Here is a 19,928-nt window from a genome sequence, read left to right as displayed (position 1 = left end):
GCGTACCTGCTGCTGGACGAGTCCGATCAGTAACCGTCGTGGCACCATCCGTCAGCGCACGTTGGTGTACTTCACGCAGACCTGAGCCTCCGGATCGGAGTGTGGTGGAAGGGCGCTGGTCGGCATTCTGTATCGGTGGGCACTGACGTGAGCTGCCGATAGGGAAGGGCGGGTACGTCCGAACCTTCGCGCAGCACAGGTGTATTGACCCTGTTCTGGTGTTTCCGGGTGGGGCGGATTGGACCAGGCAGGTTACTCGGTCGGAGGGAGTTCGGCGGGCTCCACCGGTACGGCAGGGGCTGCGGGCGCGGCGGGCTCTACCGGCGTGGCGGGTTCGGCCGGTGCCGCGGGTCCGGCTGGCGCAACGGGTTCCGCGGGGGCGGGCGGCTCGGCGGGCGGGACCGGTTCGGCCGGTGGCGCGGGTTCTGCGGCTGCGGTGCGTTCCGCCGGTACGGCCGGTTTCGGCGAGACCGCCAGGCCGACCGGTGCTGCGGGTTCCGCGGGGGCCGGGGGCGGTAGCTGTTCGGCGGGGGCTGGGCCGGGGGGTGGGATCTGCTCGGCCGGGACCGGGGGCTCGGCCGGGGGCGCGGGTTCTGCCGCCGGGCCCGAGGGTGGGCAGTCGGGTTGCAGCGGGAAGCAGGCCGGGGCGGGGGTTTCCGACGGGATGGTGATATCGGGGGCCGTTGTATGCGGGGCGGTGGATTGGGTGGTGCGGGTTCCGGGCGCCGGTGCGGGAGTGGACGGTTTGTCGTCGTTGCCGCCGGTGCACATGGCGACGGTCGCCAGAATCAGCACCAGGAGCGCCAGCAGAACCAAAGGCACGATGCCGCGACCGCGGGCTCGGGGTGGCTTGGGCGGACGGGGTTCGAAGGGCACCGAGTACGGCTGGGCGGGAGAGTTGTAGGAGGGCGGACCGCCAGAGAATCCGCCCGGCGCGAAACTCGGTGCGCCGGACGCGAATTCCCGTTGGGAAGTCCCGGGACCGGACGCGCCCGCCCGGCCGGACGCGCCGTAACCCGCTGCCGCCGCGGCCGATTCGCGCCGGGAGCTACGGCGGCGGCGCGGCGTGTCGGGGGCGGGTGAACCGTAAGCGGGCGCGGGCGAACCGTATGCAGGGCCGGACGAACCGTGGGCAGCCCCGGACGAACCGTAAGCGGCCGCGGGTGAACCGGCAGCAGGTGCGGGCGAACCGTAGGGTGCGGCGGACCCGTAAGCCGGTGTGGCCGCGGTGTATTCGCGCGTCGGCACGGCCTGCTGTCCGCCGGGCGGCGGCGCGGACCGGCCGGGCAGCGGGATCGGCGCCCCGCCTGTCGGCGGCGTCCCCGAACCGGGAGCCGGTGCGGGCGTACCGGCGGAAGCGGGTGCCTGGGCCGCGGCGGCGGTCTGCGCGCCGGACGGCCCGCCGGTGCGATCGCCGCGCGGCGGCGGGAAGCCCTCCGCGACGAGATCGGAATACGTTGCCGCGGCCGCGAATCCGAGCGCGCCGAGGGCCTGGCTCACCTGCGCGGCGTCCCACGCGTCGGGACGGGGCTGAACCGTTCCCGCACCGCCCTCGGCCTCGTTCGCTCCCGTGAGCTGGGTGAAGTAGGCGCGCAGCGACGACGGGCCGTCGCCGACGACCACGTCCAGCCCGGGCGCCAGCGCGCCCTTCTCCAGACTGACCCTCGTCCCGAGATGTGGAATCACCAGCACCACACCCATGACCGCGACGTGCTGGCGGCCCGGCGCCGCCCGCAGCACCCGTTCGATCTCGGTGGTGCGGGTGCGGATCTCGTCCATCGGCTCGGTGCCGGTCTGCACGCCCTCGAGCGGCGCGATGTGCCCGTCGATGGTCCACGGCGCGGTGTCGGCGACGGTGAGCGGACCGTTGCGGCGCTCGGTGAAGCCCTTCACCACCACGACCACACAGGCTCTCGGGGTCCACACGATCAGGTCTGCGCCGTGCGCCTTCACCACCGCGATACCGGACAGCGCGTGCGAGCCGGTCCACGACTTCAACCAGTTCACCACCGTCCGTTCGGTGCTGGACAGTCGCGACGGGTCGTCGTTGCGGACCTTCACCAACATCCTGATCAACCCCTGGTCGATACGTATCTGCCTGCCGCCCGAGCGACTGCCCGGTCCGTCCGTGGGTGCGGCGAACCGGGCGAATCGGCTTGCGCGGCAGCACAGATCATCCAGCATCGGCGCGGCCGCGTCGCGAGCGGGTCACCCCTCTTTACACCAGCCGTCGCCCGCTCGGAGTGAATACGCCGGAGTAGCAAAGGCTTCGCGACCGCCCATCTTTCGCTACGGCACTGGTCGAAGGGCCTCGGCCGGGGATGCTGTCCGCGCGTGCGAACGATCCGGCACCGCGTTCAGGCGTCGGCGCGCCAGGCCAGATATCCGTCGGGCCGGACGAGCACGCGAGTGCCCGACCCGGCGGCGTAGTCGTCGAAGGCATGGCCGGAGACGGCGACCAGTTCGCCCTCGCCGGGCGTGGCGCCCGGCGGCAAGATCGAATACCCCTGGACGGCCGCGGTGTCCGTGACGGCGGACGTGCCGAATCCGAGCAGCGTCGCGTGCGGTCCGCGGAACAGGTCGAACAGGCGCAGCTCGGTGCCGTCGGCCCGGCGCAGGGGAGCGTCGGGGGCGCGGTCGCCGGCCACCAGCGCGCCCGTCGCGCCCACACCCCGGTAGCTGATGTCGAGCTGCTGGGTCTCCGCGCCGCGTCGCAGCGCGTCTTCGTCTCCCGCGGTGTGCTTTTCGAGCAGTTCGGTACTGATGCCCAGTACGCGGGCCGCGACGGCTCGCCGTTCGGTCTCGTAGCTGTCGAGCAGCGCGCCGATGTCGGCGGGCCCGGCCGCGCCGGCGAGCGGAGCCGCGCCGCCGAGCGCGGCCGCGAGTTTCCAGCCGAGGTTGTAGGCGTCCTGGATGCCGGTGTTCATGCCCTGGCCGCCGGTCGGCGGATGGACGTGCGCGGCGTCGCCCGCCAGGAACACCCGTCCGTCCCGGAACCGTTGCGCCAGCCGCACGTTCGGCCGCCACACCGTCGACCAGACGGGTTCCGCGATCTCGAGGTCGGTGCGGCCGGTGAGACGGTCGACGTAGCCCTGCAGCACCGCGCGGGTCGGCTCGGTGTCCTCCGCGAGCGGGGCCGCGAACTGGAACAACCGCCCGCCGGGCAAGGGGCTCAACGCGATTCCGTTCATCGGCGCGTCGGCCGCGGCGAACCAGTATCCGTAGGCGTGGTCGAGCGCGTCGGCGCGGACGTCACCGAGCAGCATCCGCAGCGACTCGTCGGTGCTGCCCTCGAACGCGATGCCCAGCGCCTTGCGCACCGTGCTGCGCCCGCCGTCCGCGCCGACGAGGTAGTCGGCGCGCACGGTCTCGGCGCCGCCGGGACCAGCGAGCGTGGCGGTGACGCCGGACTCGTCCTGGGTGAAATCGGCGAGCGCCGTGGACAGTTCGACGTGCACACCGAACTCGGCCAGCCGCGCGCGCAGGACGGCCTCGGTGTCGGACTGCCCGAGCATCCACGGATTCGGGTACGGCACGGTCGGTGTGGGGTCGCGCGGTTCGGTCATGCGGCGCTCGGTCACGTACTGCCCGTCCAGATAGACCCGCATCGGCGCCGGCGGGGCGCCCGCGGCCAGGATCGCGTCGATCACGCCGAGGTCGTCGAACACCTCGAGGGTGCGCGGCTGGATGCCGTCGCCGCGGGATCCGGCGAAGAACTCCGCCGCCCGGTCGACGAGGCGGACCTCGACGCCGCGCCGAGCGAGATCGATGGCGAGGGTGAGGCCGGTCGGACCGGCTCCGGCGATGAGTACCTGCGGTGACACGACATCCTCCAAAACTGAAATAAAATTCACTGAAACTGGATTCAGTATTCTGGTTGATAGGGTCCGCTGTCAAGGAGGTGGTCATGGCCACGGGTCGCGCGGAGACGGGCCGGCGCAAGGAACGCTCGGCGGAAACCGAACAGGCGCTCAAGGACGCGGCGCGGCGGTTGTTCGCCGAGCGCGGATACCTGAACACCAAGATCACCGACATCACCGCGGCGGCCGGGCGCGCGGCCGGTTCGTTCTACAACCACTTCGCGAGCAAGGAGGAGTTGCTCCAGGCGCTGCTGGCCGACTTTGCCGCGCAAGGGGATACGGCCGCGGAGGGGGAGTCGCACAATCCGGACTTCACCGATCCGGACGCCGTGCGCTTCCACGTCGAGAACTACTGGACCTTCGCGCGCCGCAACTGGCCGGTGCTGCGCGCGATGAATCAGGCCGCCCTGGTCAACGAGGAATTCGCGCAGCGCACGGCCCGGTTCGCCGTCGAGCAGCGCAAGGACATCGACGATCACCTGGACGGGTTCGATGCGGCCGGACTGCGGTTGCCCAGCAGCCGGGACGCCAGCCTGGCCATGATGTTCCTGTCGCTGCAGGCGCTACTGGAGGCGGTCGAGCAGGGCACGGTGCGGCTCACCGACGAGCAGGCGATCGAGGGCCTGACCCGGTTCGTATACCGCGGCCTGACCGGACGCGACTACTGATCGAGGCCGGCGCGAAAGGCCCTGGCGCGGAGCCTATTCCCAGGCGTGCATGTTGGGCAGAGGCGGATGCGCGGCCTGCGCGTCGTCGTCGATGGTGACCTCGACGCCGTAGCGCTGCAGTTCGACCGCGACGCGGCCCGCGACCCGCCGGGGCGCCCGATAGTCGACAGCGACGCCGCCGAACGGGAAGCGCAGCCGGATGTGCACCTCTTCCGAGGGCGGGCGCGCGGGTTCCTGCGGTCCGCGGCACAGTCTGGGCGGCGCACCGGCAATCGTGGGCGTACGGCCACTGCTGTCCCCGATGTTCGCCATGGTCTGCCTCGTCGCGATGCCGTTGTTTCCCCTTCGGTTCCGGGCCCATCCCCGAGCCCGGACGCCGAAATGTTTGTGCAATTGTGCTTGCATTCGAGAGTGATGCGATAGCGTTGCTGTGTTGCCGGTCGTTGCCAAGCACTGCAACGCTGGTCGAAGTCGTTGCGCTGGAACGGAACAGATAGCTGGATGAACGACTGGCAGGCATTCGGTGGTGAGCTGCGGCGGTTGCGCCTGCAGCGGGGCCTGACGCTGCGCGGCCTGGCGAAGAGTATTCGCTACGACGTCGGCGCGTTGTCGCGGATCGAGAACGGCATCCGCAAACCGCCGCCGCAGATCGTGCGGGCACTGGACACGGAGCTGGACGCCGCCGGTTCGCTGATCCGGCTGGCGAGTGGCGGCGATACGGTCGCCGTGGACGATGTCAGCGCGGCCGCCGCGGATTCGCTGGCCTTCGCCGACTGGGCTGCCGATGACCGCTCCGGCCTGTCGATCGAGAGCCTCAACTACGAAATCGCCCGCATCGCCACCAGTTACGTGCACGCGCCGCCGCGCCCGCTGCTCGCGGATCTGCAGACGCTGCGGGACCAGGTGTGGCAGCTGCTGCGCGGCGGCCCCGCGCCGACGCAGGCCCGGGAACTGATGTTCCTCGGCGGCGTCGCCGTCGCCCTGCTGGCCCAGCTGTCCGGCAATCTGGGCCGGCCGATGGCGGCAATGCAGCACGCGATGGCCGCCGAGCGGCTGGCGGATCGCGCCGAGCACACCGGGCTGCTGGCCTGGCTGGCCGGTACCAAGGCGCTGATCGCCGAGTGGAACGGAAACCCCGCGCGCGCTCTGGAATTCGCGCAGCGCGGCACCGCGGTGGCGCCCGCCGGGGAGCAGCGGGTCCGGCTGGCGGCGCTGGAGGCGCGCTGCGCGGCGCGGCTGGGGCGCGTCGAGGAGGCCCGCGCGGCGATCGCGCGCGCCGTCGCCGCGGCGCAGCAGCCCGCGGACCGCGACGATGTCACCGGCTTCGGCGGAGTGCTGCGGTTCCCCGCGGCGAAGGCTTCCTACTACGCGGGCAGCACTTTTCGCCTGATCGGCGACTATCCGCAGGCCGAACGCTGGGCCGCCGACGCCATCGCCGCCTACGCCGCGGGCCCCAGTGACGAGCGCAGTTACGGCGACGAGGCCCTCGCGCGCGCCGACATCGCCATCGCCTCGATCGCCCGGCACGCGGTGGACGACGCCGCCGAGATCCTGGTTCCGGTTCTGAATCTGCCGCCCGGCCAGCGCATACACCCGGTGATCGAGGGTATCAAGCAGGTGGGACAGCACCTCGGTGCCGCCGCGTGCCCGCCGTCTCCGACCGTCGCGAGCCTGCGGGAGGCACTCGCGTCGTTTCCCACTCACGAATCCCCGGCATTGTGATGATCGACGTATCGACCGAACAGATCCTGATTTCGGCGTGTGGCCAGGTGGGTCTGCGCGCGGACAGCGCGAGCCTGTTGCGCGCGCACTCCAACGCCGTGTTCGTCATCGGCGACCGGGCCGTCGCCCGGGTCTCGCGCTCGCCGGAGCACGGCATCCGCGCCGACACGGCCGTCACCGTCGCGCGCTGGCTCGCCCAGCACGGGCTGCCGGTGACCGAGCCGCTGATCGATCGGCCCGTGCACTGTCACGGCGCCACCGTCACGTTCTGGCGGTACTACCCGCAGTGCGACCGGCCGCGGCCACCGGCGCGGGAACTCGGCCGCATCCTGCGACGGCTGCACGAAACCGCCGCGCCCCCTTTCCATCTGCCGCGCTATGTGCCGCTGGCGGGCCTCACCCAGACCCTCGCGGCCGCGCCCCGCGTGCTCGCCCCGGCCGATCGGTGCTGGCTCGCCGAACAGGCGGCGGTGCTGGTGGCGGAGTACGACCGGCTGGACTCCGTGCTGGGCGTCGGCCCGGTGCACGGCGACGCGTATCCGGGCAACACGCTCTGGCACGGTGACACGGTCCTGCTCGGGGACTGGGACGAGGCCAGCATCGCCCCGCGCGAACTGGATCTGGTGAACACCTACCAGGGCGGAATCCGCTTCGGCCACACCGAGAACGAGCTGCGCGAATTCGCCCTGGCCTACGGCTGGGACGTGCGCGCGTGGTCCGGTTTCCCGATCCTGCGCGCGATGCGCGACCTGCACACGCTGACCTCCTACATCCGCCGGGCCGAGAGCGGCGACGCGGCCGCGGGCACCGAATTGCGCCACCGCCTGCGCAGCCTGCGCGACCCGGGGCAGACCGACCCCCGCTGGCACGCCGTCGCCTGAGGGATCGTGCGGGGTATGAAGGGGTCGTCTGTGGCCTGCGGGATCGCCCAGGGCATAAGGGGATCGGCCGTAACCTGGGGGATCGGCCGTGACCTGAAGGGATCGCGCCGGTCAGGGCAGCAGGACGATCGAACCGGTGGTCTTGCGGCCCTCCAGGTCTCGGTGCGCCTGTTCCGCCTCGGCCAGCGGGTAGCGGGCGCCGATCCGCACACGGAGGCTGCCCGCGGCGACGGCGTCGAAGATATCGCCTGCGCGCCAGCGCAATTCGGCGCGGTCGCGGGTGTAGTGGGCGAGCGTCGGCCGGGTCAGGAACAGCGAGCCGCCGCGGTTGAGCCGTTGCGGATCGACCGGCGGCACGGGTCCGCTCGCCGCGCCGAACAAGACCAGCATGCCGCGCACGCGCAGTGCGTCGAGACCGGCGTCGAAGGTCGCCTTGCCGACACCGTCGTAGACCGCCGCCACCCCGATTCCGTCGGTCAGCTCGCGTACCCGCCGGGCCAGGTCGTCGCCGTACCGCAGCACCTCGGCGGCGCCCGCCTCGCGCGACAGCCGCTCCTTCTCGTCGGTGGACACGGTCGTGATCACCCGCACGCCGCGCGCGGCGGCCAACTGGGTCAACAGCAGGCCCACGCCGCCCGCGCCGGCGTGCACGAGGATCGTCTCGCCCGGTTCCGGCTTGTAGATCGTCTCGATCAGGTAGTGCGCGGTCATGCCCTGCAGCAGTGCCGATGCGGCGACGGCGGCGTCGACGCCCGCGGGTACCGGCACGGCCACGTCGGCCGGGACCACCACCTGCTCGGCGTAACTGCCGGGCGCGGACGCCCAGGCCACCCGGTCGCCGACGGCGAAATCGGTCACCTCCGGCCCGAGGGCGGCGACCACGCCGGTGCCCTCGGCGCCCGGAATGTAGGGCACCTCCTGCGGATACGTGCCGGTGCGGATGTAGGTATCGATGAAGTTGACGCCGATCGCGTCGGTGTTCACCAGCAGCTGTCCGGGTCCGGCCGCGGGCGCCGGAACCTCGACCGGCCGCAGGACCTCGGGGCCACCATGCTCGGAAACCTGAATGGCGCGCATACGAGCCGAACCTACCGGACGGTAAACTCGGCCGCATGAGCGAGACCGCCACTGCCACGAAGCTGTCGCCCTCCGTCGTCGACTCGGTGAAGGAGTTCGTCGCCGACCACGGCGGTTCGGCCACGGCCGTGCTGCAACCCATCGGCCGCGCCGGCGTCCGGATCACCCTGGTGGGTTCCGACGGTGTGCTCGGCGACCGCGTCGTCGATACTCTCGCCGCCGCGAAATCGCTGGTGGAAGCGGTGAATGGGCTGAGCGAGACCGAGCACTGGGACCGCGAGCTGACCTCGGTCGTCACCCCGGCGCGCGGGCATTGGGCGCGGATGGCCGGCTGGGTGGCCCGCCAGTCCCGGTATCCCAAGGCCCGCAACGAGCGCTGAGCCATGCGGGTTCATCATATCGCGGCCGGGTTTGCGGCCGTCCTCACGGCTGTGCTCTCGGTGGCCGTTCCGGCGGGCGCCGAGGCCCCCGCGCTGCGGGTCTGCACGACCGGTGACTACCCGCCCTATTCGGTGAGCGACGGCCGCGGCGGGTTCCGGGGCGTCGACATCGATCTGGCGCGCGGCCTCGCGGACGCGGTGCGCCGGCCGATCGAGTTCGTACCGACCACCTGGGCGTCGCTGAAGGCCGACTTCCAACCGCTGAACTGTGACATCGCCGCGGGCGGCATCTCCGATTCGCCTGCGCGGCGGGCGTTCTCGGACTTCTCGATCGCCTACGGCACCGACGGCAAGGCGCCCATCACCCGCGCCGCCGACGCCGCCGCGTACGCCACCGTCGAGCAGATCAACCGGCCCGAGGTGCGTGTCATCGTGAATCGCGGCGGCACCAACGAGGAATTCGCGCGGAAGAACTTCCCGGACGCGCGGCTTACCCTGTGGCCCGACAATGTCACCCTCTTCGACGAGATCGCCCAGGGCCGCGCCGACGTGTTCGTGACCGACTCGGTGGAGGGACGCTACCGGGTGCGCACCCACCCGGATCTGACTGTGCTGCACCCGGAGCGGCCGTTCGACTCCTTCGGCAAGGTCTTCCTGCTGCGTAAGAACGACCCGCTGCTGGCCGCCGAGGCCAACGCGTGGCTCGCCGCGCAGGGCGCCACCGGTGGCGTGGATCGCCTGTTCGCCGACTGGATCGGTCCCGGCGCCACCGCTTGAGCCGCGCGTCTGCGCTGTCGGCGCGCGCGGATCCATAATGGCGGCCGTGACGGACAAACAGGCAAGCCGGACGGCGGTGCTGGTGTGTCAGGCCCGGGCGGTCGGCGACGGCCGGATGGCCCCGGACCGGTTCGGTGACGAGGTCGCGGCGCGGTTGCTGCGGCCCGACGAACGGGTAGTGGTCGAACGGGTGCGCTCCGGAGAGGTGCCGCGTCCCTGGCGCGACCGCATCGATTACGAGTTGGTCGCCGCCACCGCGTCGGTGCTGGTGACGCGCACCGTCTTCATCGACGAAACCGTTCGCGAGCAAGCGAATCCGCAGCTGGTGATACTCGGCGCGGGCCTGGACGGACGCGCGTGGCGGATGCCCGAACTGGCCGGCGCCGACGTCTTCGAGATCGACCACCCGGCCTCGCAGCGCGACAAACGGGAGCGGATCGGCGAAGTGCCACCGGTCGCGAAGTCGCTGACCTTCGTGCCGGTGGATTTCGGTCGCGACGAACTGGGAAAGGCGTTGGCGGACGCCGGTTTCCGGGACGAACCCGCGACGTGGATCTGGGAGGGCGTGCTGCCGTACCTGACTCGCGCCGCGACGGAGCGGACCCTCGACGCCGTGGCCGAGGTGTCCGCGCCCGGCAGTTGCCTGATCGCGACCTATCAGCCGTCGAATCGCCAGGCCCGGCTCGGGCGGCTGCTGTTGCGCGGGATCGGCCGTGTCGCCGGTGCCCGGGATCCGTTGCGGAACGAGCCGCACGTCTCGGCGTGGACCACGGAGCACATGCGGGAGTTGCTGGGCGCGCGGGGCTTTCGGATCGTCGCGGACGAGGACCTGCTCACCACGGCGCGGCAGCTGTCGATTCCGATCCGCCCGTCGCAGCGGTACGGGCTGGGCCGCGTCGTAGTCGCCGACCTGCCGAACGCCTGATCCTGAGATAGGGGCTTATGCGCAGCAACCGCCGCCGCAGCAGCCGCCCGCGGCCGGTGCGGACGCCGGGGCCGCGCCTGCCGAACCCGTCAGCGCGATCGTGGTGAGGAGCTTCACGGTGTCGGCGTGGCCGTCCGGGCAGGGGGCGGGTGCGCTCGATTCGCTCATCGGCCGCATGACTTCGAATGTGTCGGTGCATTCCCGGCAGCGGTACGCATAGGTCGGCATGCCTGGATTATCGCCGGACGGGCCGGGTGGAGACAATCGCCCCCGGCGCCGGGAGCGCAGGGTGGGCGCGGTTGACATCGTCGTCGACCACCGCGCACCGCCCGCGCCTCGCAGGATGCGCCGCAGGGATGGCGTGCTGGGGTTCATCGTGCGAGGCAACCCCTGGCCGCGGGACCTCACCCGGTCGCGCGGCCGCTTCACAGTGTGGGGCGACCGGGCGGTTTCCGGAAGGACACAACGCGCCAACTTCGGGACGAACGCGCCGATATCGTTGCGGCGCTGCGGGATCGGAGGCGGTCAGGAGGCGTGTGCGACCGGCGCGGCGGCGCTCACCCGCTCGCGGTTACGCAGTGCCGCCCACAGCGCCGCGGTGGCGGCGGTGCAGGCCGCGGCCCCGCCGACGTGCACGGCCACCAGCGCGGCGGGCACGTCGGTCAGGTACTGGACGATGCCGACCAGGCCCTGCGCGCAGACCAGCGCGATCACCACGATCAGCCGCACGCGGATCGCCCGGTTCATGCCGACCGCGGCCAGGCCGCACGCCAAGCCGACCAGTAGCGCCAGGTAGGCGATCAGTAGTTCGGCGTGCAGGTGCACCAGCGTCACGATCTCCACCTGCAACCGCTCGACGGTCCGATCGACGCTCTTGTCACCGGCATGGGGACCCGCGCCCGTCACCAGCGTTCCGGCGATCAGAGTGGCGCACAACGCGATCGCGCCGAGCGCGGTGAGCAGGCGCAGCGGACGCGGCACCTGGGCCACGTCGACGCCCTCGTCGGGTTCGCCGATCTTCGCGAACAGCAGCACGGCCAGCCACACCATCACCATCGACGCCAGCAGGTGCACAGACACCGTCCACCACAGCAGTCCGGTGCGCACGGTGATGCCGCCGATCACCGCCTGCACCACGGTGCCGCCGGGCATCAGCCAGGCGTACACCGCGACCTCGCGCCGCCGCCGCGCCCGCAGCACCGCCAGCACGACCAGCGCCGCGCACAACGTCACCGCGAAGGTCAGCAAGCGATTGGAGAATTCGACCACCTGATGCAGCACCGGCACCTCGGCATGCGTCACCGGCGTGAAACTCCCCGGAAAGCACTGCGGCCAGGTCGGGCACCCCAGCCCTGACGACGTGACCCGCACGATCGCCCCGGTCACCGAGATCCCCGCCTGAGACAGAATCACCGCGAACGCGATAACCCGCTGCACCCGCAACGAGGGCAGCGGCAGCAGATCGACCAGTCGCAGAAACGCGCGAGACAGCACGCCGCCATGCTAGTCGACCCTCAACTACAGCCTGTAGTGGGTCTACCCGGACGCTGTCCGGTCCATCATGGCGGCCATGGAGAAACTGCTCGTGCTCGTGAACGGCCTGCCGGGATCGGGCAAGTCGACGCTGGGACGCGCGCTGGCCCGGACGCTGGAGGCCACGTTCCTGTCGAAGGACGCCGTCAAGGTGGCGCTGGCGGACTGCGCGGGTTCGGACGCCGGGGTTCCCGGTCTGGGCGGCATCGCCATGGACGCGGTGTGGGCGCTGGCGCGGGCCGTGCCGGGACCGGTGGTCGTGGACTCCTGGTGGTTCCGGCCGCGTGATCTCGAATTCGCCCGAGCCGGGATCGAACACACCAGAGCGGATCGTGCCGTGGAGGTCTGGTGCGCGGTCCCCGCCGACGTGGCCCGGCGCCGGTACGCGAGCAGGCGGCGGGCCACGCTGTACGAGGACGACCTGCGCCTGGCACGGGATTGGGACACCTGGGCGGCGCATGCCGAGCCGCTGGGGTTGACGCCGATCGTGCGGGTCGACACCGGTGGGCCGGTGGATTGTGCGGTGGTTGGCGGGTGGGTGCGGCGGGCGGCGGGGTGGGGTCGGGCAGACTGAGGGGATGGGTTCAGGTGGAATCTTTCGTCCGACGGCGGCCGATCTGGCTGCGGCGGAAGGGAAGACGATTTCCGATCTGGTGGGACCGGATCTGCGGGTGCTGTTCTGCGGGATCAATCCCGGGTTGTGGTCGGGGGCGACGGGGCATCATTTCGCACGGCCGGGGAACCGGTTCTGGCCCGCGCTGTTCCGGTCGGGGTTCACGCCGCGGCAGTTCCGGCCGGACGAGGAAGCGGAACTGCTCGGGCTCGGGCTGGGGATCACGAATGTCGCGCCGCGCACGACGGCGAAGGCGGATCAGTTGTCGGCGCAGGAACTGCGCGAGGGTGGCCGGGCGCTTGTCGAGCGAGTGACGCACTACCGTCCGCGTGTCCTCGCCGTGCTGGGGCTGGGCGCCTACCGCACCGCGTTCGGCCGCCCGCGCACCGCTGTCGGTCGTCAACCCGATTCGCTCGCTGACACCGAGGTCTGGGTGCTGCCGAACCCCAGCGGGCTGAACGCCCATTACACTCTCGACGCGCTGTCGGCCGAATTCCGCAGGCTCCGTGAGGAAGTGGAGCGGATCTGCGGCGGCCCGGTCGAGCGGTAGGGGCGACCGCCGTCGTGCCGTAGTCCGGTCGAAACCCGAGGCAGAACACCGACTTGAACGGTGTTAAAGTTGGCGGCGCTCATGAACACTGTGATCGAAACGCGGCGTACCCGGCGGATTGTCGCCTCCTCGGCGGGCGCGGCCTTGGAAAGCTACGAGTGGTCCCTGTACGCACTGCTGGTGACCTACTTCTCGCCGCGCTTCTTCGGCGGCGATCTGCGGCAGTCGGTGCTGTACGGATTCGGGATCTTCGCGGTCGGGTTCCTGATCCGGCCGATCGGCGCGCTCGTGCTGGGGCAACTCGCGGATCGGCGCGGGCGGCGTCCGGCACTGGTGCTCTCGATCGGACTGGCCGGGCTGGCGACACTCGGGATGGCGCTGACGCCCGGCCGCGAAACCCTCGGCGCCGCCGCCCCGATCCTGCTACTGGTGTGGCGGCTGGTGCTGGGCTTCTCGTTCGGCGGCGAGCAGGCCGTAGCGCAGGCCTACCTGTACGAATCGGCCCCGCCGCGTCGGCGCATGCTCGGCACCAGCGTGTACTCGATCTTCTACGGCCTCGGCACGATCACCGCCAACCTGCTCGTGGCCGCGCTGGCGACCTGGGCGGGCACCGACGCGCTGCGCGACGGATATTGGCGAATCCCGTTCCTCGTCGCGGCCGTCCTGTCGCTGGTGTTCATGCTGGCCCGGCGGAACATCCCCGAGACCCTCGACGGCGACCCGCACGACGAGCCCGTCCTCCGGTCCCGCGAGTGGCGGGCGCTGATCTGTCCGGGCCTGGCCGTCGCCGGGCTCACCGCGGGCTGCCTGGCGTCCTACTACCTGTGGATCAGCACCCCGACCAGCTACGGGATCACCGTCCTGAAACTGCCTGACGCGCAAGTGCTCTGGGCCGGCGTGGTGGCTCAGCTGGCCTACATGGCGGCCGCGCCGATCTTCGGCGCGCTCGCCGACCGGATCGGCCCGCTGCGCTGGGTCGGTGGCGCGGCGCTGGTGCTGGCCGGATTGACGCTGCCGATGCAGGTGCTGCTGAATTCCGCTACGCCCGTGACGTATTGGGTCTTGATGATCGTCGGATCGATCGGCGTCGTGTCCCTGGCCGCCACGGTGACCGGCGCGACCGCCATGATCGCCCCGGCCCGCCACCGCGTGACGGTGATGGCCCTGCCCTACAGCATCACCAGCGCCCTCTTCGGCGGCACCACACCCGCGCTGAAGCAGAAGTTCGCGGCGCACCCGGCGTTGTTCTCCGTCTACATCGTCGCGCTGCTGCTCATCACGGTGGTCACGGCGCTGGCGTCTCGGCCGCTGCTGGGCGGCGGGCCCCGCGAGGTGAGCACGGTCCCCGCCGCCTGACGGAGCGGGGTTCCCGTTGTCCGCCAAGGGTTTACCCGCCGGTTTCGGTCCAGGTGACCGGCAGTTCGTGGACGCCGTAGATGTTCATATCGGTGCGCAGCCGCACCTCGGCGGCGTCGACGGCGAGCCGGAGCGTCGGGAAGCGCCGGATCAGCCCCGCGAACCCGGCGCGCATCTCGATACGGGCCAGCTGCTGCCCGAGACACTGATGGACGCCGTGGCCGAACGACACGTGCCCCCGTGCCGTGCGGTGGATGTCCAGGGCGTCCGCGTCGTCGAAGCGCCGCGGGTCGCGGTTGGCCGCCAGCAGCGAGACGACGACGGTCGACCCCTTGCCGATCGTCTCCCCGCACAGTCCGATGTCCTCGGTGGCGTAGCGATAGAAGATGTCGGCGACCGACAGATAGCGCATGAGCTCCTCCACCGCGCCCGGCACGAGCTCCGGATCCGCGCACAGCTCCGCCAGCTGCTCCGGGTGCTCGAGCAGCGCGAAAGTGCCCAGCGCCAACATGTTCGCGGTGGTCTCGTGACCCGCGAGCAGCAGCAGGAACGAGATCCCGGTCAGTTCCTCGACGCTGAGATCCTCGTCGCGGGCCAGATCCGACAGCAGGTCGTCGCCGGGTTCGGCGCGCTTGCCCATGACGAGTCCAGCCAGGTAACTGGTCATCGCGCCGTACGCGGCCATCTTCTCCTCCAGCGGCTGATCCTTGACCAGGAACTTGGCGGAGTTGGCCTGGAAGGTCTCCCGATCGGCGTAGGGGACCCCGAGCATTTCGCAGATCACCAGCGAGGGCAGCGGCAGCGCGAACTCCCGGACCAGATCGACCGGCGGCGCCAGCTGTGCCATGGCCTCCAGTTGCCGCTCGGCGACCTCGACGATGTGCTCCTCGAGCTGCTTCATGCGACGGACGGTGAACGCGCCGGTGAGCTTGCGCCGCAACCTGGTGTGGTCCGGCGGATCCATCGCGATGAACAGGCCGGGAATCACCGGCGACGGTTCGGTGGCGGCGGGCATGCCGGGCGTCTCGTACGGCACGTGCACGATGCCGATGTCCTGACGGGAGCTGAACCTGGTGTCGGCCATCAGCTTTCGGACCGCCTCGTAACCGGTGACGAGCCAGCCCTCGTGGCCGTCGGGAAAGACCAGCGGGCTGACGGGCCGCGTCTCGCGCAGCCGGGTGATCGCGCTGGGCGGGTCGAAGGGCCCGGCGTCGCGGTCCATGGGGAGGCCGTGCGGGACGGTGGCGGTCTGGCTCATCTGATTCTCCTGATGCGGTAGTCGGCCCTGCGGCCGGAAATTGATCTAGTCGACGGTGATCGCGCCGGACGGGCACATCTGGGCGGCCTCGCGGACGTCCGCGCGGCGCTCGGGTGCGGCGTCCAGCAGCACCACGAGCCCGTCGTCGTCCTGGTCGAACACCGCGGACGCGGTCAGGACGCACATGCCCGCGCCGATGCAGCGCTGCCGGTCCACCCTGATTTCCATCGGTTGCTCCTTCATACGGTGTCGGCCCTGGTGATCAGTGCCGCGCGGGAGTGGCGTGCCGGATGATGACGTTGCCGTAGGAGTTGCGCGCGAACACCTGCACGGTGTCCTGGTTCCCCGCCGAACCGGCGACCGGTCGCATCGAGTTCTGCACGGTGCCGTGCTGGGCGTTGGTCTCGAGCCGCACCGCGCTGTCCGGATGGATGCCGACCTCCAGGTCGCCCATGGACGTCTCCAGCCGCAGCACGCCGCGCGACGCTTCGCCGATGCGGATGTCGCCCTTGGCCGCCTTGGCCGTCACCGCCTCGCGCGGTCGCTCGACCTCGATATCACCGGCGGCGATCTCGAGCTCGCACGGGCCGAGGTCGCCCGCGCCCACCAACCGGCCCACACCGGCGGTGGCTCGCAGCCGGGAACCGGCCGGTACCTCGATGGTCACCTCGACCGAGGGGTTGCCGCCGAACGGCGTGTAGGTGCGCCACTCCTTCGCCGATTTCACCGTCAGGGTCCCGTCGGTGAAGGCGATCCGGGTCTGCTCGGCGGCGCGTACATCACTCTTCTTGGACGCGTCGGCGGGCCGTACCTCGACGACGGTGTCGCTGCGGTCCGAGGCGACGACCTCGACCCGTCCGGAGAGGATGTCGACGGTGACGGCGATCGGTTCGGGGGTCGGGAAAGCGGGCATCGCGGTGCTCCTTCATCGTGTTGATTCGTTCTCGCGTCACTACTGTCGCGAGCCCGCCTGACATCGACCTGACGCCGCCCTGACACGCTCCCCGGCGCGGTGTCGGCCCTGGATGGGCGGGGCGGCCCGCCGGCCCGGCGCGCGCCCACGGCAGAATGGCCGGGTGCAGATCGGGATCCTTGGGCCGCTCGAGATCCGAGTGAACGACGGCGGATTGATCGAGATACCGGGTACCCGGTTGCGGGCGTTGCTGATCGCCCTCGCGCTCGAACCCGGCCGTGCCGTGTCGAAATCGGCGCTGGTCGATTGGATCTGGGGCGAGCAGCCGCCCTCCGACGCCGCGAATGCGTTGCAGGCGTTGGTATCCCGGCTGCGCCGGGTACTGCCGGACGGTTCGCTGGACGCGCAGCCGGGCGGCTACCGGCTGGCGGTGGAACCCCGCGCCGTCGACGCGATGCGCTTCGAACGGCTCGTGGAACAGGCTCGCGGCGGCGACGACCGCCGGCAGGCCGAACTGCTGGGCGAGGCCCTCGAACTGTGGCGCGGCGCGCCGATGCAGGACGTCGGCGTCCAGGACAGCGAGGCGTTCGAGGCGGTGATCACCCGGCTCGAGGCGCTGCGCCTGGCCGCCACGGAGGATCGGTACGAAGCGGAGATCCGCCTCGGCCGGAGCCCGGAGCTGATCGGCGAGCTGACCGAGGTCGCCGCCCGGCACCCCGTGCGGGAACGACTCGCCGCCGCGCTCATGCGGGCGCTCGCCGCCGCGGGCCGCGGTCCCGAGGCGCTGACCGTGTACCAGCGCACCCGCGAGGCACTCGCCGACACACTGGGCGTGGACCCCTCACCCGAGCTGTCCGATCTGCACGTCGCGCTGCTGCGTGGCGAGGTGGGCGCGCAGGAGCACGAACGCCGGACCAACCTGCGCGGCGAACTGACCGAATTCGTCGGCAAGCACGCCGATATCGCCGCCGTGCGCGCGCTGCTCGCCGATCATCGGCTCACCACGCTGACCGGGCCCGGCGGGTCCGGCAAGACCCGGCTCGCGCAGGAGACCGCGCGGACGCTGCTCGACGATCTGCCCGACGGGGCCTGGCTGGCGGAACTGGCGTCGGTCGGCACGGGCGGCGATGTGGCGCAGTCCGCGCTCGCCGCCATCGGCCTGCGCGACGCGCTGCTCGGCGGCCCCCCGAACGCCGAACCGATGGACCGGCTCGTCGCGGCGATCCGCGACCGCGAAACACTGCTGATCCTGGACAACTGCGAACACGTGATCGACGCCGCCGCGGCCTTCGCCCACCGGGTGCTAGGGGAGTGCCCGCGGCTGCGGATCCTGGCCACCAGCCGCGAGCCGCTCGGCATCACGGGCGAGGCGATCTGGCGGGTCGAGCCGCTGGCGCTGCCCGCGGTGGACGCGGACCCCGGGCAGATCGAGTCTTCCCCGGCCGTGCGGCTGCTGCGCGACCGGGCCGGCGCCGTCCGCACGGATCTCGCCGACGATCCCCGCACCCTGGCGACGATGGCGCGGGTGTGCCGCGCGCTCGACGGAATCCCGCTGGCGATCGAACTGGCCGCGGCCCGCCTGCGCACCATGTCCCTCGACCAGCTCGCCCACCGCCTCGACGACCGGTTCCGCCTGCTCACCGGCGGCAGCCGCACCGCAATGCCACAGCACCGCACGCTGCGCGCGGTGGTCGACTGGAGCTGGGAGTTGCTCACCGACGCCGAACGGATGGTGCTGCGCCGGCTCTCGGTCTTCGCGGGCGGCGCGAGTCTGGAAGCGGCCGAACAGGTTTGCGCGACCACGCCGGAGGAGCCGGGCGGCGCGACCACGACGGTCGAGTCGTGGGAGATACTCGAGCTGCTGACCGCGCTGACCGAGAAATCGCTGCTGCGCGCCGAAGAGACCGACGGGCCGCGTTACCGGATGCTCGACACGATCAGGCAGTACGCCCGCGACCGGCTCGCCGAGTCGGGCGAGGCGGACCTGGCCCGGCGCGCGCACCTGGCGTACTTCACCCGGTTGGCGAACACCGCGGATCCGCACCTGCGCCGCGGCGAACAGCTGGAGTGGCTCGCCACGCTCGCGGCCGACCACGACAACATCACCGTCGCGATGCGCGAGGCGCTCGCGGCCGCCGACACCGCCGGGGCGATGCGGCTCGCCGCGGCCGTGGGCTGGTATTGGTGGCTCGGCGGCCACAAGGCCGAGGGCCTGGAGTTGGTCACCGCTACCGCCGAAATGCCCGGCGATGTCGAGGACGAGACCCGGGCCATGGTGTACGGGCTGGTCGTGCACTTCGTGAGTTCCGGCCGCAATGACGCACAGCAATTGGAGGATTGGATCCACCAGGCGTACCGGTTCGGCCGGAACGTGCGGGCCCGGCACCCGCTGCTGGGGTTCGTGGACGCGCTGGAACGCATGCTCGAGGGCCCGGACGCGCTGCTGACCGCGTTCGAACCGCTGCTCACCGACGACGACCCGTGGGTCCGCGCGCTCGCCCGGCTGCAGATGGGCAAGACGCGGATCATGCTCGGACAGGACGGGCAGGATGCCGACGCCTACCTCGAGACGTCGCTGGCCGAGTTCCGCGCCCTGGGCGAGCGCTGGGGGACCTCGTTCGCGCTGACCGAACTGGCGAACCGGATGGCCGTGCGCGGCGAATTCACCGGTGCCTGCGCGCTTTTCGACGAGGCGATCGCGGTGGTCACCGAGGTCGGCGCGATCGAGGACGTGGCCGGGATGCGGTCGCGGCAGGCCCAGCTGTACTGGCTGTCGGGCGAGGCGGAGGCGAGCGCGGCCGCCATGACCGAGGCACAGCGCCACGCGGATCAGTCCGCCTGGCCCAGCGCACTGGCCGAACTCGCCTTGGCGCGAGCGGAACTGGCCCGCTGGCGCGACGACGGCGCGGAGGCCCGCCGGCAGCTCGAGGTCGCGAGGACCCTGCTCGGCGTCGACGCGGAACAGCCGAACGCCGGCGCGGTGATCCACGACCTGCTCGGTTACCTCGCCACGGATCTCGACACGGCCCGCGCGGAGCGGGCCGCGGCCTTCCGGGCGGCCGCCGCCGCGGGCCACGCGCCCCTCGTCGCGCAGATTCTCGTCGGCGTCGCGGACCTGGCGCTGCGCGGCGAACAGGACGAGCAGGCCGTGGGGGGGGGGGGGGGGGGGGGGGGGGGGGGGGGGGGGGGGGGGGGGGGGGCGGCCGGGGCGGCGCCCCGGGGGGCGGGGGGGGGGGGGGGGGGGGGGGGGGGGGGGGGGGGGGGGGGGGGGGGGGGGGGGGCGGGGGGGGGGCGGGGGGGGGGGGGCGGGCGGGGGGGGGGGGGGGGGGGGGGGGGGGGGGGCGGCGGGGGGGGGGCGCGGGCCGGCCCGCGCCCCCCCCCCCCCCCCCCCCCCCCCCCCCCCCGCGGCCCCGGG

The 19,928-nt window shown here is 71.8% G+C and carries 19 protein-coding genes; 10 read left to right on the top strand and 9 right to left on the bottom strand.

Annotated elements, in window-relative coordinates; all coding sequences use genetic code 11:
* Window positions 1-252: 252 nt before the first annotated feature.
* On the bottom strand, window positions 253-2,067 hold the full coding sequence (locus QH470_RS25490) for a hypothetical protein (RefSeq protein ID WP_280274876.1): 1,815 nt from the start codon (window positions 2,065-2,067) through the stop codon (window positions 253-255).
* Window positions 2,068-2,357: 290 nt separating this feature from the next.
* The gene (locus QH470_RS25485) at window positions 2,358-3,824 is read right to left on the bottom strand and encodes an FAD-dependent monooxygenase (protein WP_280274875.1); all 1,467 of its coding nucleotides are present in this window, start codon (window positions 3,822-3,824) and stop codon (window positions 2,358-2,360) included.
* A gap of 83 nt (window positions 3,825-3,907) precedes the next feature.
* Between QH470_RS25485 and QH470_RS25480 the strand changes: the two genes are divergently transcribed.
* Window positions 3,908-4,528, top strand: a complete 621-nt coding sequence (locus QH470_RS25480; protein ID WP_280274874.1) for a TetR/AcrR family transcriptional regulator — start codon at window positions 3,908-3,910, stop codon at window positions 4,526-4,528.
* 33 nt (window positions 4,529-4,561) lie between these two features.
* On the opposite strand, the gene QH470_RS25475 is transcribed toward QH470_RS25480, so the two are convergent.
* Window positions 4,562-4,840 carry a hypothetical protein gene (locus QH470_RS25475; RefSeq protein WP_280274873.1) on the bottom strand — a complete coding sequence of 93 codons (279 nt, stop codon included), beginning with the start codon at window positions 4,838-4,840 and terminating at the stop codon, window positions 4,562-4,564.
* Between the two features lie 189 nt (window positions 4,841-5,029).
* Here QH470_RS25475 and QH470_RS25470 point away from each other — a divergent pair, with 189 nt between their 5' ends.
* Both QH470_RS25470 and QH470_RS25465 read left to right on the top strand, forming a co-directional pair.
* Window positions 5,030-6,250, top strand: a complete 1,221-nt coding sequence (locus QH470_RS25470) for an NsdA family TPR-like regulatory protein (protein WP_280274872.1) — start codon at window positions 5,030-5,032, stop codon at window positions 6,248-6,250.
* Window positions 6,250-7,131, top strand: a complete 882-nt coding sequence (locus tag QH470_RS25465) for a phosphotransferase enzyme family protein (RefSeq protein ID WP_280274871.1) — start codon at window positions 6,250-6,252, stop codon at window positions 7,129-7,131. The genes QH470_RS25470 and QH470_RS25465 overlap by 1 nt, the downstream gene beginning before the upstream one ends.
* Window positions 7,132-7,242: 111 nt before the next feature.
* Here QH470_RS25465 and QH470_RS25460 read toward each other — a convergent pair whose 3' ends face one another.
* Entirely contained in the window at window positions 7,243-8,208 is a 966-nt protein-coding gene (locus QH470_RS25460; RefSeq protein WP_280274870.1) for a quinone oxidoreductase family protein, read from the bottom strand.
* 35 nt (window positions 8,209-8,243) lie between these two features.
* On the opposite strand from QH470_RS25460, the gene QH470_RS25455 reads away from it, so the two are divergent.
* From QH470_RS25455 to QH470_RS25445, 3 genes are read left to right on the top strand one after another with little or no spacing between them, the layout of a single operon-like run.
* Entirely contained in the window at window positions 8,244-8,588 is a 345-nt protein-coding gene (locus QH470_RS25455) for a hypothetical protein (protein ID WP_280274869.1), read from the top strand.
* 3 nt (window positions 8,589-8,591) lie between these two features.
* Complete coding sequence (locus tag QH470_RS25450) at window positions 8,592-9,365, top strand: transporter substrate-binding domain-containing protein (RefSeq protein WP_280274868.1); 774 nt, start codon at window positions 8,592-8,594, stop codon at window positions 9,363-9,365.
* Window positions 9,366-9,411: 46 nt separating this feature from the next.
* Window positions 9,412-10,290, top strand: a complete 879-nt coding sequence (locus QH470_RS25445; protein ID WP_280274867.1) for a class I SAM-dependent methyltransferase — start codon at window positions 9,412-9,414, stop codon at window positions 10,288-10,290.
* 15 nt (window positions 10,291-10,305) lie between these two features.
* On the opposite strand, the gene QH470_RS25440 is transcribed toward QH470_RS25445, so the two are convergent.
* The gene (locus QH470_RS25440) at window positions 10,306-10,518 is read right to left on the bottom strand and encodes an FmdB family zinc ribbon protein (RefSeq protein ID WP_280274866.1); all 213 of its coding nucleotides are present in this window, start codon (window positions 10,516-10,518) and stop codon (window positions 10,306-10,308) included.
* 297 nt (window positions 10,519-10,815) lie between these two features.
* Window positions 10,816-11,784, bottom strand: a complete 969-nt coding sequence (locus QH470_RS25435) for a COX15/CtaA family protein (protein WP_280274865.1) — start codon at window positions 11,782-11,784, stop codon at window positions 10,816-10,818.
* A gap of 76 nt (window positions 11,785-11,860) precedes the next feature.
* Here QH470_RS25435 and QH470_RS25430 point away from each other — a divergent pair, with 76 nt between their 5' ends.
* The 3 genes from QH470_RS25430 (at window position 11,861) to QH470_RS25420 (ending at window position 14,342) form a co-directional block, all read left to right on the top strand.
* The gene (locus QH470_RS25430) at window positions 11,861-12,397 is read left to right on the top strand and encodes a P-loop nucleotide/nucleoside kinase family protein (RefSeq protein WP_280274864.1); all 537 of its coding nucleotides are present in this window, start codon (window positions 11,861-11,863) and stop codon (window positions 12,395-12,397) included.
* Between the two features lie 4 nt (window positions 12,398-12,401).
* The gene (gene mug, locus QH470_RS25425; protein WP_280274863.1) at window positions 12,402-12,986 is read left to right on the top strand and encodes a G/U mismatch-specific DNA glycosylase; all 585 of its coding nucleotides are present in this window, start codon (window positions 12,402-12,404) and stop codon (window positions 12,984-12,986) included.
* A gap of 81 nt (window positions 12,987-13,067) precedes the next feature.
* Window positions 13,068-14,342, top strand: a complete 1,275-nt coding sequence (locus tag QH470_RS25420) for an MFS transporter (protein WP_280274862.1) — start codon at window positions 13,068-13,070, stop codon at window positions 14,340-14,342.
* Window positions 14,343-14,373: 31 nt separating this feature from the next.
* Here QH470_RS25420 and QH470_RS25415 read toward each other — a convergent pair whose 3' ends face one another.
* From QH470_RS25415 to QH470_RS25405, 3 genes are read right to left on the bottom strand one after another with little or no spacing between them, the layout of a single operon-like run.
* A complete protein-coding gene (locus QH470_RS25415; protein ID WP_280274861.1) occupies window positions 14,374-15,600 on the bottom strand; it encodes a cytochrome P450 in 1,227 nt (408 codons plus the stop codon).
* 45 nt (window positions 15,601-15,645) lie between these two features.
* Complete coding sequence (locus tag QH470_RS25410; protein ID WP_280274860.1) at window positions 15,646-15,843, bottom strand: ferredoxin; 198 nt, start codon at window positions 15,841-15,843, stop codon at window positions 15,646-15,648.
* Window positions 15,844-15,862: 19 nt separating this feature from the next.
* Window positions 15,863-16,513, bottom strand: a complete 651-nt coding sequence (locus QH470_RS25405) for a DUF4097 family beta strand repeat-containing protein (protein ID WP_280274859.1) — start codon at window positions 16,511-16,513, stop codon at window positions 15,863-15,865.
* A 163-nt stretch (window positions 16,514-16,676) separates the two neighbouring features.
* Between QH470_RS25405 and QH470_RS25400 the strand changes: the two genes are divergently transcribed.
* Window positions 16,677-19,928, top strand: a 3,252-nt coding sequence (locus QH470_RS25400; protein WP_280274858.1) for an ATP-binding protein, incomplete at its 3' end; no start/stop codon positions are given.

It is taken from the genome of Nocardia wallacei, from assembly GCF_029868745.1.
GTDB lineage: Bacteria > Actinomycetota > Actinomycetes > Mycobacteriales > Mycobacteriaceae > Nocardia > Nocardia wallacei_B.
Note: the sequence above shows the minus strand (reverse complement) of the source record. Positions and strands in the feature narration are given on the sequence as shown.